General features: G+C 69.0%; 8 protein-coding genes and 4 pseudogenes. 5 read left to right on the top strand and 7 right to left on the bottom strand.

From position 1 onward, the window contains the following. Positions 1-75: 75 nt before the first annotated feature. Positions 76-1,162: pseudogene (locus AB5J50_RS41055) on the top strand (CHAT domain-containing protein); the annotation flags it as partial. Positions 1,163-1,185: 23 nt separating this feature from the next. Here the strand turns inward: AB5J50_RS41055 and AB5J50_RS41050 are convergent. Next, positions 1,186-2,080, bottom strand: a pseudogene (locus tag AB5J50_RS41050) (IS982 family transposase). A gap of 67 nt (positions 2,081-2,147) precedes the next feature. Then, positions 2,148-2,528 (bottom strand): YrdB family protein, encoded by a 381-nt coding sequence (locus AB5J50_RS41045; RefSeq protein WP_369263707.1) that lies wholly within the window; start codon positions 2,526-2,528, stop codon positions 2,148-2,150. Positions 2,529-2,923: 395 nt separating this feature from the next. On the opposite strand from AB5J50_RS41045, the gene AB5J50_RS41040 reads away from it, so the two are divergent. Further along, positions 2,924-4,183, top strand: a complete 1,260-nt coding sequence (locus tag AB5J50_RS41040; RefSeq protein ID WP_369263706.1) for a peptidase S8 — start codon at positions 2,924-2,926, stop codon at positions 4,181-4,183. A gap of 6 nt (positions 4,184-4,189) precedes the next feature. On the opposite strand, the pseudogene AB5J50_RS41035 reads toward AB5J50_RS41040, so the two are convergent. After that, positions 4,190-4,765 (bottom strand): annotated as a pseudogene (locus tag AB5J50_RS41035) (chorismate-binding protein); the annotation flags it as partial. Positions 4,766-5,256: 491 nt separating this feature from the next. Further along, positions 5,257-6,921 carry an ISAzo13 family transposase gene (locus AB5J50_RS41030; protein WP_369265654.1) on the bottom strand — a complete coding sequence of 555 codons (1,665 nt, stop codon included), beginning with the start codon at positions 6,919-6,921 and terminating at the stop codon, positions 5,257-5,259. A 256-nt stretch (positions 6,922-7,177) separates the two neighbouring features. Between AB5J50_RS41030 and AB5J50_RS41025 the strand changes: the two genes are divergently transcribed. Continuing rightward, complete coding sequence (locus AB5J50_RS41025; RefSeq protein WP_369263705.1) at positions 7,178-8,308, top strand: PP2C family protein-serine/threonine phosphatase; 1,131 nt, start codon at positions 7,178-7,180, stop codon at positions 8,306-8,308. A 665-nt stretch (positions 8,309-8,973) separates the two neighbouring features. On the opposite strand, the pseudogene AB5J50_RS41020 reads toward AB5J50_RS41025, so the two are convergent. Then, a pseudogene (locus tag AB5J50_RS41020) lies at positions 8,974-9,075 on the bottom strand (3-oxoadipate enol-lactone hydrolase); the annotation flags it as partial. 795 nt (positions 9,076-9,870) lie between these two features. Between AB5J50_RS41020 and AB5J50_RS41015 the strand changes: the two are divergent. Further along, positions 9,871-10,212, top strand: a complete 342-nt coding sequence (locus AB5J50_RS41015; RefSeq protein ID WP_369263704.1) for a zinc-binding dehydrogenase — start codon at positions 9,871-9,873, stop codon at positions 10,210-10,212. A gap of 103 nt (positions 10,213-10,315) precedes the next feature. On the opposite strand, the gene AB5J50_RS41010 is transcribed toward AB5J50_RS41015, so the two are convergent. Beyond that, complete coding sequence (locus AB5J50_RS41010; RefSeq protein ID WP_369263703.1) at positions 10,316-11,173, bottom strand: glycoside hydrolase family 3 C-terminal domain-containing protein; 858 nt, start codon at positions 11,171-11,173, stop codon at positions 10,316-10,318. Between the two features lie 8 nt (positions 11,174-11,181). Next, positions 11,182-12,276 (bottom strand): Gfo/Idh/MocA family protein, encoded by a 1,095-nt coding sequence (locus tag AB5J50_RS41005; RefSeq protein ID WP_369263702.1) that lies wholly within the window; start codon positions 12,274-12,276, stop codon positions 11,182-11,184. 316 nt (positions 12,277-12,592) lie between these two features. On the opposite strand from AB5J50_RS41005, the gene AB5J50_RS41000 reads away from it, so the two are divergent. Beyond that, on the top strand, positions 12,593-13,468 hold the full coding sequence (locus tag AB5J50_RS41000) for an aldo/keto reductase (protein ID WP_369263701.1): 876 nt from the start codon (positions 12,593-12,595) through the stop codon (positions 13,466-13,468). Positions 13,469-13,557: the final 89 nt, after the last annotated feature.

The raw sequence follows: 13,557 nt of genomic DNA, 5'->3' as shown, positions 1-13,557 counted from the left end.
CTGTCCAGGCTTCCGGGTTCAGGCGTTCTTGACTGGGCGGACGAGTCGAGGCGTCCGCGACTTTCCCAACAGGCCCTAGCCGCGTTCGGCGCGCCGGCCGCGCCGGAGGCGTCGCTGCTGGCGGGCCGTATCGCGCTCGGGCTGGGCTGGACGGCGGACGCGGAGCGACATCTGGCCGTCTCGGCGCGCAGCCGGCACAGCGGCCCGCCGCTGGCTCGAACCGGGGTGTGCTGGAGGCGTGCCGACGCGGTCTGGACGTGCTCGACGACCACCGGATGACGCTGGGTGCCTCGGAGTTGCGGGCCCGGGCCACCGTGCAGGGCGCCGAACTCGCCGCGCTGGCCCAGCGGGTGAGCCTCGACTCCGGCAGTCAGCGGCGGCTGCTGGTGTGGAGCGAGCGCTGGCGGGCCATCGCGCTATCGACCCCGCCAACGCGACCGCCGTCCGACCCGGCGCTGCTGAGCGACCTCACCGCGTTCCGGGAGATCGCGGCCCGCGCGGAGGAAGCCCGGATGGCGGGGCGTCCCGTTTCGGCGCTGGAGCATGAACAGCGGCGTCTGGAGCGGGAGATACGCTCCCGGACTCTGCACACACGCGGCGACATGCACGGCGACAGGGATCGCTTCGACGTGAGTCGGCTGCTTGAGCAGCTGGTGCCGGCTCACGGCTGGCCGCACTGGCTGTACTGGACGGGCGTGTTCAGGTGCTGCTGTGCGGGCAGGGGCGGGTGCGCCGGTACGAGGCTGGGCTGCTGGCCGAGGCGGAGATCGAAGCTGAGCACGTTCAAGCCGGTCTGCGGCGGCTCGCCCACCCCGGCGCGGAGGCGCGGCTGCCGATCGTCGAGGCGGCGGGACGGCGGCTCGAAGAACTGCTGCTCGGTCCGGCGGCCGCGCATCTGGGAGACGGACCCGTGGTGGTCATCCCGCCAGCGAGGCTGCACCGCGTGCCGTGGGCCCTGCTGCCATCACTGCGCGAGCGCGTGCTCAGCGTGTCGCCGTCCGTCAGCAGCTGGCTGCGCGCCCGGGAGACCGAGCCGCCGCCGGAAGCCCGCCAAGTGCTGGTGCGTGGGCCTGGGCTGGCGACAGGCGGCGCAGAGTTGCCCGATCTGGCCAGCAGGTACGGCAGTGCGGTCGTCCTGGAGCACGCGGACGCGCGCGTGCCCCTAGACGAGCAAGTCCTATGTGCTCAGTGATCAAATGCGATGAGGGAGCGCATGATGGGTGCTCCGGTCTTGTGGTTGTGCCAGATCGTGGCGGCCATGGCGAGGATGCGCTGGGCGACGCGGACGGCAACTCCCTCGTGAGTGCGGCCGCCGTGCTGTTCCAGGCCCAACTGCCCCTTGAGCGTGTCGTTCACAGACTCGATCAGCTGGCGTACGGACTTGAGCAGTCTCTCGCCCTTGCGCTTCTTCTCCCGCTTGAACGACGGCCTCAGCAGCTCGATGCCCCGCATCGCGAGATCGTTCTCGAACTCCTTGGAGGCGAAGCCCTTGTCGGAGATCAGGAGGAGTCCGGGCCTGTCTGTGACCAGGCCGGCCTCGACGTCAAGCATGGACTGCAGTACTTCGCGCTCATCCATCTTCGGGTTCGCAAGGGCCCACAGGATCGGCATGCCAACCGGCGTGCAAACCAGGTACAGGCGTAGGCCCCAGAAGAACCGGGAGTGGGACGCGCAAATACCCATATCCGGCCCAGCCCACCATCTCTGAACGTTTCGCTGTCGGCCGGGACATCCCACACGGCACTGGTGTCGAGTCGACGATCCAGTGGTTGTCGAACCAGAAGTCCGTGTCCACGGCGAGCATCCGTATCGCCTTCTTCACCAGTGGCAATGCCGCCTTGAGGCGCTTGTTGTACCCGGACTGCTGCGGCAGGTACGGGAACATCGCGGCCAAGTGCGTGTGCGCGTAACGCAACCAGCGCGTCTCGGAATGGAAGCCGAGCAGCGCCTGCGCGACCGCGAGGGTGACCAGCTCGGCATCGGCCAGCTGCGGCGGCCTACCCATCCAACGGCTGGCTTCCAGCTCATCATCGACCTTCACGTACAGCGCGGTCAGCAGAGTGTCCAGGTCATTCGTCACGCGACGATCTTGGACACCCTCTGTGTGTTCCCGAACGCACCGCCAACCTGATACGGCTGGGGCGGACTCAATGCCTGACCAGCCACAAGACCCGGTCCCACGACAGAAAGTGGTACACGACCAGCACGCCGGCGAGCATCACGGCGAGAGTGCGGGATCCCGCCGCGTACAACGCCGCCGCACCGCCGAAGAACACAGCCAGCTCCAGCAGGAACCGCAGCGGACCAGGTGTCGCAATCACCGTCCCCCCGGACCGGGATGCATCGTCTGGGGTGGCGAAGACTCCCCACAGCACAGCCACGATCAGGGGAACGGCAACCACGCAGACATACCGCAGGGAACCAGGCACGACAGCCCATGCCCAGAGCCCGAAGCACACCAGAGCCACCAGCTCCAACACGAACCTCACACCGAGAGACAACGGGTGAAAGCCATACCCGGACGACATACGCGCAGTTCCCTCCGTAGCAGTCCCTCCAGGATCACAGACCGCCGCACGGGACGTTCAAGAACCACCAGATCAGACATCGGACTTATTCGTCTAGGCGGTGTGGCTGAGAGCGCTCGCAATGGCGGCGGTGTCGCCGGGGGCGGCCGCGGCCATCTCGTCGAGGGCGGAGCTGTCGCTCGAGCGCCGCGAAATCCGCTTCACCCGGGGCGTGTCAACCCATGATCGCGCCACCGTTCCGCCATGGACATCTCAGGAACAACACATGAGTTGACCAGGAACGGCAAAGGACAGTCACAGTTTCAACGATCTTCTTGTTGACATGTTCCAGCCACTCATAGGTTCTGCGCCGGTCAGGACGCGCATCACGCGTCTCGGCCGTCCAGCGCACCCGCATGTCTCCCCTGGTTCACCCACCTCTCGGAGGAAGTACGTTGCGCAGAACCGTTTCCCTCACCGCCGTGTCCTCTTTGGCCACGGCTGCTCTGGCCCTGGCAGCCCCGGCCGGCCAGGCGGCGCCCTCGGCCTCACCGTCGTCGAACGGCGTCACCGTCGCCCATTCCTGTGCGGCCCCGACGCAGAAGAACGTGATGGCGTGCAAGGCTCTGCACGTCACTGCGGGCACCCCCAAGTCCGCGCACGCCGAGAGCGACCTGACGGCGGCCGCCGCCCCGTCGGGCTACGGTCCCGCCTCGCTGCAGGCCGCGTACAACCTGCCTTCCTCCAGCGGCGGTTCGGGCCAGACCGTGGCCATCGTCGACGCGTACGACGACCCGAACGCCGAGGCCGACCTGGCTGTCTACCGCTCGCAGTACGGCCTGTCCGCCTGCACCACCGCCAACGGCTGCTTCAAGAAGGTCAACCAGACCGGCGGCACCAGCTATCCGCGCGGTGACTCCGGCTGGGCCGAGGAGATATCCCTCGACCTCGACATGGTCAGCGCGGCCTGCCCGAACTGCAAGATCCTTCTGGTGGAGGCCAGTTCGGCGACCATGACGAACCTCGGCACGGCAGTGAACACCGCTGTCAGCCTGGGCGCCAAGTACGTCTCCAACAGCTACGGCGGCAGCGAGTCCTCCAGCGACTCGACCTACGACTCGTCGTACTTCAACCACCCCGGGGTCGCCATCACCGTCAGCTCCGGCGACAACGGCTACGGCACCGAGTACCCGGCCGCGTCCAAGTACGTGACGGCCGTGGGCGGTACATCCCTGAAGACCTCGTCCACCGCACGCGGCTGGACCGACACGGTGTGGAGCGGGGCGGGCTCCGGCTGCTCCTCGTACGACGCCAAGCCCACCTGGCAGACCGACAGCGGCTGCGCCAAGCGGACCGTCGCGGACGTCTCCGCGGTCGCCGACCCGAACACCGGCGTCGCGGTCTACGACAGCTACCGGCAGGCCACCGGCTGGATGGTCTTCGGCGGCACCAGCGCCTCGGCCCCGCTGATCGCGGCGACCTACGCGCTGGCGGGCGCCCCGTCCTCCGGCTCGTACCCGGCGTCGTTCCCCTACGCCCACACCTCGGCGCTCTACGACGTGACCAGCGGCTCGAACGGCAGCTGCTCCGGCTCGTACCTGTGCACCGGCACCACCGGGTACGACGGCCCGACCGGCCTCGGCGTCCCGAACGGCACGGCGGCCTTCACGGGCTGAACGGCGCTATGAGGTAAGCCTGTTGGCTGTATGCACCGCGCGGAGGACGGCGGCCGCCTTGTTGCGGCACTCGTTGTCCTCCGCGACCGGGTCGGAGTCGGCGACAATGCCGGCTCCGGCCTGGACGTACGCCGTGCCGCCCCGCAACAGCGCCGTACGGATGGCGATGGCGGTGTCGGAGTTGCCGGCGAAGTCGAGATAGCCGACGCAGCCGCCGTACAAGCCCCGCCTGGACGGCTCGAGTTCGTCGATGATCTGCATCGCACGCGGCCTGGGCGCGCTGGAGAGCGTGCTGGCCGGGAAGCAGGCCGTGAGCACGTCGAAGGCCGTACGACCCGCCGCGACCCGTCCGGTCACGGTGGACACGATGTGCATCACGTGCGAGTAGCGCTCGATGGACATGAAATCGACGACCTCGACGGAGCCGGGCTCGCAGACACGTCCGAGGTCGTTGCGTCCCAGGTCGACGAGCATCAGGTGCTCGGCGCGCTCCTTGGGGTCGGCGATCAGCTCGTCGGCGAGGGCCTGGTCCTCCTGGACGGTGGCGCCGCTCGGCCGGGTGCCCGCGATGGGGTGCACCATGGGTGGGACGCAGGCTGAAGGCGAGCCAGGCTCCGGTGGCTTGGGCCTGTCCTTGGAGTTCGTCGCGGGCAAGTTCCTGGCGGACGGCCCGCTGGAGTCCGCCGTGGCATACCGCGGCGCCGGATTGGATGACCATTCCGGTACCGATGGCGATCTGCCCGCCGAGTCCGGGTCCGGCGAGGACCAGGGGGATTTGGGCGAGTGGGTTGAAGGCGAGGGCGTCGAGCATCACCGAGCCTGGGCCCCAGCGTCGTTCCAGGGGTTGCCAGACGAGGGCCCCGAGGATGCCGCCGGCTCCGCCAGCGCCCATGACAATCCCGAGGGCGGTCGGGCTCCAGAGCAGGTCGCGCAGCAGGTACAGCGACCAGAGGGCGCTACTGGCGGCCAGGATGAAGAAGGTGGCCGTGTTGGACAGCACGATGGACCGCACGACGGGTACGGAGGGTATGGGGCTTGGCCCAAGGCCGGGTAGTGAAAAAGCTTGCCGATTATTAACTCGCCGCCTTGATCTGTGGTGTTGGGGTGATGACGAGGCGTGTGGCGAGGTCTGCGAGGTCGTCCAGGGTGGCGAGGCGGTGGTCAGCGGGAGCGATGACGTGCCCGATCTGGTCGAGGAGTCGGTGGGTCTTGCGGATGCGTCGGTTGATGGTCTGGGGCGCGACCGCGAAGAGGCGGGCGATGGCGATCTGGGGAAGCTTGAATCGCTCGTAGAGGAGGGTGGCCAGGAGCCGGTCGACGAGGGTGAGGCCGGGGCGCCGGCCGGTGTAGAGGCCGGCCGCGGGTGTCTTCTGCCGGTCCCCGCCGCGCCGTTGCTGGAGGTCTTCTTCCCGCTGGGCCTCCCGGGCCGCCGCCAGCTCGCCGATCAGATGGCCCCACTGGTCGTGGCCCATGCCGGTCAGGGCCGGGTGGACCAGCCAAGCGCGGCCGGGGCCGGGCTCGAGCTGGGGCGGGATGGGAGGGATTCCGTCGCGGCGGTGTTCCTCGGGACGCAGGGTGTAGTTCCAGTCGCCGTGCCAGTCGTGGCGGTCCAGGGGCAGGGCGCCCATCTGCCCGTCGCTGACCCGGACTCCGGTCTCATAGGCGGTGGTGTCGAGTTCGGCGCGGACGGCGAGTCCGGTGCGGGTAGTGGTCGCGGCGATGCTGTTGACGATGACGTCGTGGCTGGTCAGCGGTCTGCCCCGCCAGTTCATCGTGATATGGGAGAACAGCCGGTGCTCGATTCTGTTCCACTTCGAAGTGCCCGGAGGAAAGTGACACACGGTGATCTCCAGGCCCGTCTCCACGGCCAGGGCGGCCAGTTCGAACTTCCAGGCGCGGGTGCGGTAGCCGTTGGAGCCGCCCGCGTCCGCGGTGATCAGCAGGCGGCGGGAGTGCGGGTAGGAGGCGCGTCCGGCCGCGTGCCACCAGCGGCGGATGGAGGCGACGGCGAAGGCGGCGGTGTCGTGATCGGTACCGACGTTGACCCAGCCTGAATCCGCCGTCAGGTCGTAGATACCGTACGGGATCGCCTTGCCCAGGTCGGCGTCGGGGAAGTCGTGGGTCTGCCCCCGGACCGGGTCGCCTTCACGGTGCCACTCGCGCCCGGCGTTCTTGTAGTTGCCGACGAGCTCCTTCTTCTTGGTGTCCACGCTGATCACAGGGTCCCCGGCCGCCTGGAAGTCCTTGGCGCATTCGTTGATATAACGGAACTGCCCGTCCCGGTCCGGGTGCTGGGTACCTTCGACAGTCTTGGCGTTGCCCTGAAGGCTGAAGCCCTCCTCACGCAGCACGGCGGCGACCGTGTCCGCCGAGACCCGGTGGCCCTGCCGGGTCAGCTCGGCGGCCAGCTGCCGGGTCGACTTCACCGTCCACCGCAGCGGCGACATCGGATCCCCGCGTACATCCGGCTCCACCAGGTCCAGCAGCGCGGGCCGCAACCCCGGATCCATGTCCACCGCCCGCTTGCGGCCCCCGCCCGCCCGGCGGACCCGCCCTAACGGCGCTTCACCAGACTCCAGTTCAGTTACCCCGCGCGACACGGTGCCCTCACGCACCCCCGCCGCGCGGGCGACGAGCCTGATCCCGCCATGGCCCAGCGACCGCGCCTCCGCCCCTATAGCCAGTCGGCGTTGACGCTCGTCCAAGTGCGGAAACAGCGCCTGGAACTTCGCCGCCAGTTCGGTCTCGATCCCCTCCGGTCTCCCCAATACCACAACAACGACGCTCGACGACGGAAGCGACGGCTTGTTCCCCGGCAAGCCCTAACTACCCGGCCTTGGGTCAAGCCCCCCCTTGGCTTGTTCCAGTTCGAGGGAGCCCAGGGGGCACCGGACGCGGGGCGGGCACGGCCGGTGCGGGTGCGGGCGGAATGAGGCGGGCCCTGGCCTGTGCCCCCCGCCGGCCCCGGACACGCCGCCGGACAGGGGCGCCTGGGTGGTCCGGCGGACCCATCCCTTCGGGACGCCGTACCTGCGGGCCCTGTCGGACCTGGCACCGGTACTGATCCGGAATCTGGACGAGGACACCGACTGGCCGGACCCGGCCCGCAAGCTCGACGCACGGCTCCTCACCGCCGGCGTGCACTCCGTGATGGTGACGCCGATGCGAGCCCGGGGAGTGGTGCTCGGACTGGCCTGCCTCCACCGCTGGCGCAACCCCACCCCGTTCGACCGCGACGACCTGGCCCTTTTGGAGCTGCTGACCTCCCGCGCCGCACTGAGCCTGGACAACGCCCGCGTGTACAGCCGCGAGCGGTCGGTGGCGCGGGTCCTACGACGCGAGCTGAGGCAACCCGAAGCAGCGGTCCGCTCCGCCGTGGAGACCGCGCACGCCTACGTGCCCGCGGGAGCCGGAGGCGGCTGGTTCGACATCCTCCCCTTGTCCGGGGCCAGCGTCGCCCTGGTCGTGGGTGACACCAGCGGTCGCCAGATCAGCGCCGCCGCGGCCATGGGACAGCTGCGCGCCGCCGTCGCGGCCCTGTCCGACCTCGACCTGTCACCCGACGAGATCCTGGCGCGGCTGCACGACCTGGCGAGCCGGCCCCTGCGCGAAACCGAGGCCGTCCCGCCGGGTGAAACACTCGACCACGTCTGGTCGGCGACCTGCCTGTACGCGGCCTACGACCCGGTGACCGGCAACTGCACGATCTCCAGTGCGGGGCACCCCCCACCGGTCGTCGTCCACGCAAACGGGGAGGCCGAGTTCCTCGACGTCCCCACGGGCCCGCCGCTCGGCCAGGGCATCGCGCGCTACACCGTCGCGGAACGCATCCTCCCGGAGGGCAGCATCCTGCTCCTTAGCAACACGGCACTGCTGAACACCGGCCAGGCCCCGGGTCACCCGCGCGTGCCGCTGGACCGACTGCGCGGACTGACGACCATGGCTCATGCCTCGCTTCAGGACATGTGCGACGCGATCGTCGACCCCCTGGCCCCGGAGCAGCCGTCCCGGGATGTCGCAGGGCGACGACGAGGGGGCTGCGGAGCAGGCGGCGTACTGGAGGACATGACCGATGTGCTGGACATGGTCGTACTGGACATGCCCGTTCCCCTTCCGGTCCGATGACGCGTCGCGTTGCCGGTACCGGGCCACGTCGTGCGGTCAGAATCGTGAGGACGCCACAACGATCGGCAAGCCCCTATCGGGACACACCCCCACCGGCCCGGCACCGACAACGCACCGTCCCGGCCAACAGCCGACACTGTGAGGCTGGGACACATTGGTCAGAGATGTCAGGAGTCAGGCCCGGACCCGGGACAGCACCCACCCATCCTCCCGCCCGTCACAGCAACCCCATCCAGAAACACAGAGCATGCTCAGTCCCAGCTATTGGGGCATCCCGGATCTGACACCGGCCGATCGTTGTGCGACCCACAGTCCGACATCTTCGTTCAGATTGCTTCACCACCGGTGCGGCGCCTCTCGACGGCTGCGGGACAGGGCACCAACGAGCTAGCGTTCGGGGCGAGTGACTCGCCGAGCGGCGGCGCCGCCCGTTGTGCGCACTCGAGGAGGCGTTCGCAGACGCCGCAGCAGGATCGAGGAGCGGACGCTCGCCGCTCAGGAACGCTGAGGCCCCCTGCCAGCACCTGCCCGGCGGGGGCCTCAGTGACCCATCACGTGTCACGTTGCTGTCACCAACACCGTCGACGCACCTGGACCATGAAAACCCCACCTGCATGAACAGCATCGATGTAGACCACGTGGACGCCTAAAGACGGTTCCTACGACATGTGCCAGGTGGTACCCAGTGAGGGACCCAAGATCAGGACAGGGGCGTCTTCTGGCCCGTCAAAGCGGTATTGCAGGGTGCTCTTCGGTGTCTCACTCACTCGCCTGACCCTCTCATCTGTCACGACAGCCCCTATGAGCGGGGTCCTGGCTATAGCTGTCCGAGCAGGTGGAAGACCTCGCGGGCTGGCTTCGACGTCGGCAATCGGCCCCACCGACTTGGCCATCGCTGGCGCCGACAAGCGTTCGATGACGGTCCGCGATGGCCCCACCCAGTGGCCTTACCTGCAGGCGAGCGGCAGTGGGGCCGCTTGGATACGTTGCTCGCCGCTCGCTGGCCCAGGTGGGGCCAAGTGGCCAATATCGAGGGGCCGCTGAACAACGTCAGAGCCATCCCGGGCCGCCTCAGCGATTCACCACTTCCTGGCCCGATTGTGTATCCACTCCCAGCACCACCTCCCCCGCAGGGCGACGACGACGGGTCTGCGGAGCAGGCGGCGTACTGGACAGGGTCGAACTGGACATGCCCGTTCCCCTTGCGGTCCGACGGCGCGTCGCGTTGCCGGCACCGGGCCGCGTCGGGCGGTCAGAATCGTGAGGACGCCACAAGGAACGGCAGGCCCCTATCGGGACACGCCCCGCCGGCCCGGCACCGACAACGCACCATCCCAGGCCAACGGCCGACACTGTGTGACTCAGACACTCTGGTCAGGCGAATCATGAGTCAGACCCCGGACCCGGGACAGTACCCACCCATCCTCCCGCCCGTCACAGCATCCCCACCCACAAACACTGAGCATGTTCAGTCCCAGCCCTAGAGACATCCCGGATCTGACTCCGGCCGATCGTCATACGGCACACAGGCCGACACCTTCGTTCAGGTTGCTCCACGACCGGTGCGGCATCTGGTGCGCAAGGAGATACCCGACGGAGTCGGCGGCCTCGTCGACACCGCGGGCATCGCAGCCCTCGCCATCCGCGCGGTACGCGACGGAGGCCACGTGGCGACGCCGGTCGGCGGCATCCAGCAGCCCGCCGAACGCGGCATCGAGACCCGGAACACCTTCGTTCTGCAGTACGCACGCGAGCACGCCAAGCTCGACCGCCTGCGCGAACTGGCGGAGAAGGGCAGCCTCACCCCGCGGGTCGCACGGACCCTGCCAGCCGAGCAGGCCCCCGAAGCACAGCGACTGCTGGAGGCCAGCGGCCTCCGGGGGCGAGTGGTGCTCACCTTCTGAGCATCCGATCGGGCTGGTGACCGCCGGACGAATCGAAGGTGCTTCCGCAGCGCGCCCAACCGACCACGAGTTCGTCGGCCAAGGGCCCCTCGCTGGTCGGGTGTCAGTGCAGGAGTGAGGGTGCGAGCCAGATGGTCTGGGCCGGGCCGTCCTCGTCGAGGGCGTGCGCCCCGATGCGGACCTCGTAGTCGCCGCCCGCGATACGGAAGGCTCCCTCGACGTCGTCCCATCGGGCGAGGAGGCGTGGTTCGAGGCGCAGTTCGACCGAGCGGCTCTGGCCGGCTTCGAGGTGTACCCGGTCGAACGCGGCGAGACGCGGGACGAAGTCTGCGCCGTCCCAGTGCGCTCGGCCGACGTAGACCTGCGGCACGGTCGCCCCGGCGCGGGTACCGGTGTTCGTGACGACTCCTCGCACCCGCACGTCCGCGCCGTCGGCGGTGACAGTGAGACCGCTGAACGCGAAGGTCGTGTACGAGAGCCCCCAGCCGAACGGGTAGCGCGGGGTGTGTTCTTCACGGGCGAACCAGCGGTAGCCGACGTCGCTGCCCTCGATGTCGTATGCCACCTCGAAGATCTCCCCGATCCGTTCCTGGTTCGGGTTCGATGTCGTCGTGGCCGGGTCCCGCTGCTCGGGGCGCGGCAACTGGCCGACCTGGGCGGGGAACGTGACGGGCAGGTGCCCGGAGGGGTTGACCCGGCCGAACAGGACGCCGGCGATCGCCTCCGCACCGCCGGAGCCCGGGTAGAACGCCGCGATGACGGCCGGGACCTTCGACGCCCACGGCACGCTGACGGCGCCGCCGGACTCGATGACGACGACGGTCCGCGGGTTCGCGGCGGCCACCCGCTCGATGAGGCCCTCCTGCCCGTCCGGAAGTCCAACGCCTTGCATGTCGAGGCCCTCCGCGTCGGGGAACCACAGGTCGCTCGGGGCCGGGCCGCCCAGCCGATGCGGTGCCACCCATCTCTCTATGCCGAGAACTGCTCGGACGACCGCTGGATCCGGTCGATCAGGTGGTGCTGCCGTACGGCGTCGGCGAACGTGGTCGCCTCGGTGGTGCCGTTGGCCTTGTCGCGGGCGAACGCGGCGTACAGGTGGGCCAGGTCCTGCACGCTCTCGTCGAGCGAGGCGTCCGGGAGGGACCGGTACTTCTCGGGAACGGGCAGCACCGCGAGCGCGGACCCGTTGCCGCTGTCCGCGTTGACGCCGTGGACGGTGTTGTCCTCGGTGTTCTCGAAGGCGCGGTCGTTCGTCAGCCGCAGGACGCCCTCGGTGCCGGTGATGTCGATCTGCAGGCCCGTCGGGAACTTCTGAGCGCCCTCCAGCTGGACCGAGAACAGCCCGCCGTTCTCCAGGGCGCCGATGGCCATGACCTCGTCGGGCTTGGCGGAGGACACGGTCTTGCCGGTCTCCAGGACGGTGAGCTCGGGGAACTGGGTCTCGGTGAGTGCGGTGAGGTTCTTGGGGGGTCCGACGATCTGGAACAGCACGTCGAGGAAGTGTCCGCCGTAGATGGAGAGCACGTGGGTGAAGGCGTCGGCGTCGAAGGTCCAGGCGACCTTCTCCGGCATGACGGGCGGGAAGGCGTCCACGCCGACCGAGACGCGGGCGGCACGTACGTCCCCCACATATCCCTGCGCCACCAGGTCACGTGCGTAGCGGACGGCGGGTCCCTGGCGGCGCTGGAGTCCGACGACGTGCCGGACGCCCTTCGCCTCGGCCAGGGCAAGCAGTTCCTCCGAGTCCGCCGTACGGGTGGTGAGCGGCCACTCGCTGTAGACATCCTTGCTGGCCTCGATGGCGGCCTTCACGAGCGGCACGCGCTGCGAGGTCGGGGTCAGTACCGCCACCAGGTCGACGTCGGGGTCCTTGATCAGGTCGTGGGCGTCCTCGTAGGCGTGCGGGATGCCGAACTTCTCGGCCGCCTGCTGCGCCGACTCCTTCCGGCGCGCCGATACGGCGACCACCTCGAACTCCGGCAATGTCCGCAACGCCGGGATGTGCCCGTAGCTGGCCCAGAAGCCGGTCCCGATGATCCCGACCCGGATTGCCTGCGCACTCATGCCCTGCTCCTTCGCCACGTCTGGTTCACTCGACCCCGCTCGCGGTAGCGGTGTCCGGGAGGCCGGAAGGCTGGACCGCGCGCTCGGGGTGTCGTGCTTTCGTCGTGATCCCAGGGTCGAACGTTGACACTGGTGGAAGGTCAAACGGGAAGGCGCACGCGTCCTGCGGAGAGGTGGGTCACCTCGGTCCGGCTTGACCTTGACATAGATGTCAAGGATGCATCGTGGGGTCATGGCACGCGGTCAGGTCATGGTGCCCCGCTCATGACTGGGTACGCGACCTGTCCGGACATCCGATCCGAAGGGACCACCCCCCATGAGCAAGGCAACCGACACCCGCCCGGCAGAGGCTTCGGGCACCTTCCGCCTCGGCGGCGACCTCGAGATCAACCGCCTCGGCTACGGCACGATGCAGCTGACCGGCACGGGCGTCTGGGGCGAGCCGAAGGACCGTGGCGAAGCCGTCCGCGTGATCAAGCGTGCCGTCGAGCTCGGCGTGAACTTCTTCGACACCGCCGACGCCTACGGCCCCGAAGTCACCGACAACCTCCTGCGCGAGGCCCTGCACCCCTACGGCGACGACATCATCGTCGCGACGAAGGTCGGCCAGACCCGCCAGGGACCCAACCTGTGGACGCCCCTCGGCCGCCCCGATTACCTCCGCCAGCAGGTCGAGATGAGCCTCCGCCGCCTCGGAGTCGAGCGCATCGACCTCCTCCAGCTCCACCGCATCGACCCCGACACCCCGTTCGAGGACCAGATCGGCGAGCTGAAGAAGCTCCAGGACGAGGGCAAGATCCGCCACATCGGCCTCAGCGAGGTCACCGTGGCGGAGGTGAAGGCGGCGCAGGAGATCGCGCCGGTCGTCTCCGTGCAGAACCTCTACAACCTCACCAACCGCTCCTCGGAAGGGCTGCTCGACTGGGCGACCGAGCAGGGCATCGGGTTCATCCCCTGGTTCCCGCTCGCCACCGGACAGCTCACCGGCGAAGGCAGCCCGCTCACCGAACTCGCCCGGCAGCACGACGCCTCACCGTCGCAGCTCGCCCTCGCCTGGCTCCTCAAGCGGTCCCCGGTCATGCTCCCGATCCCGGGGACGTCGAGCGTCGCCCACCTGGAGGACAACCTCGCCGGCGCGGCCATCGAGCTCACCGACGACGAGTTCGAGGCGCTGTCGAAGGCCGGCGCCTGAATCGGCCCTCCAGCCGGCGCACCCGCCCCAGTCCAGCGTCCGCAGGACGTCGGACCCGCGCGTACAGACACCGGGGCCGCCCTGCGACC

The sequence above is a fragment of the Streptomyces sp. R35 genome, from assembly GCF_041053035.1.
Classification (GTDB): Bacteria; Actinomycetota; Actinomycetes; order Streptomycetales; family Streptomycetaceae; genus Streptomyces; species Streptomyces lutosisoli.
Note: the sequence above shows the minus strand (reverse complement) of the source record. Positions and strands in the feature narration are given on the sequence as shown.

Bases quoted from the DNA above. Each gene is read 5' to 3' on its own strand.
- AB5J50_RS41045 (WP_369263707.1), bottom strand. From the start codon at position 2,528: ATGTCGTCCGGGTATGGCTTTCACCCGTTGTCTCTCGGTGTGAGGTTC.
- AB5J50_RS41000 (WP_369263701.1), top strand. From the start codon at position 12,593: ATGAGCAAGGCAACCGACACCCGCCCGGCAGAGGCTTCGGGCACCTTC.
- AB5J50_RS41005 (WP_369263702.1), bottom strand. From the start codon at position 12,276: ATGAGTGCGCAGGCAATCCGGGTCGGGATCATCGGGACCGGCTTCTGG.
- AB5J50_RS41040 (WP_369263706.1), top strand. From the start codon at position 2,924: ATGTCTCCCCTGGTTCACCCACCTCTCGGAGGAAGTACGTTGCGCAGA.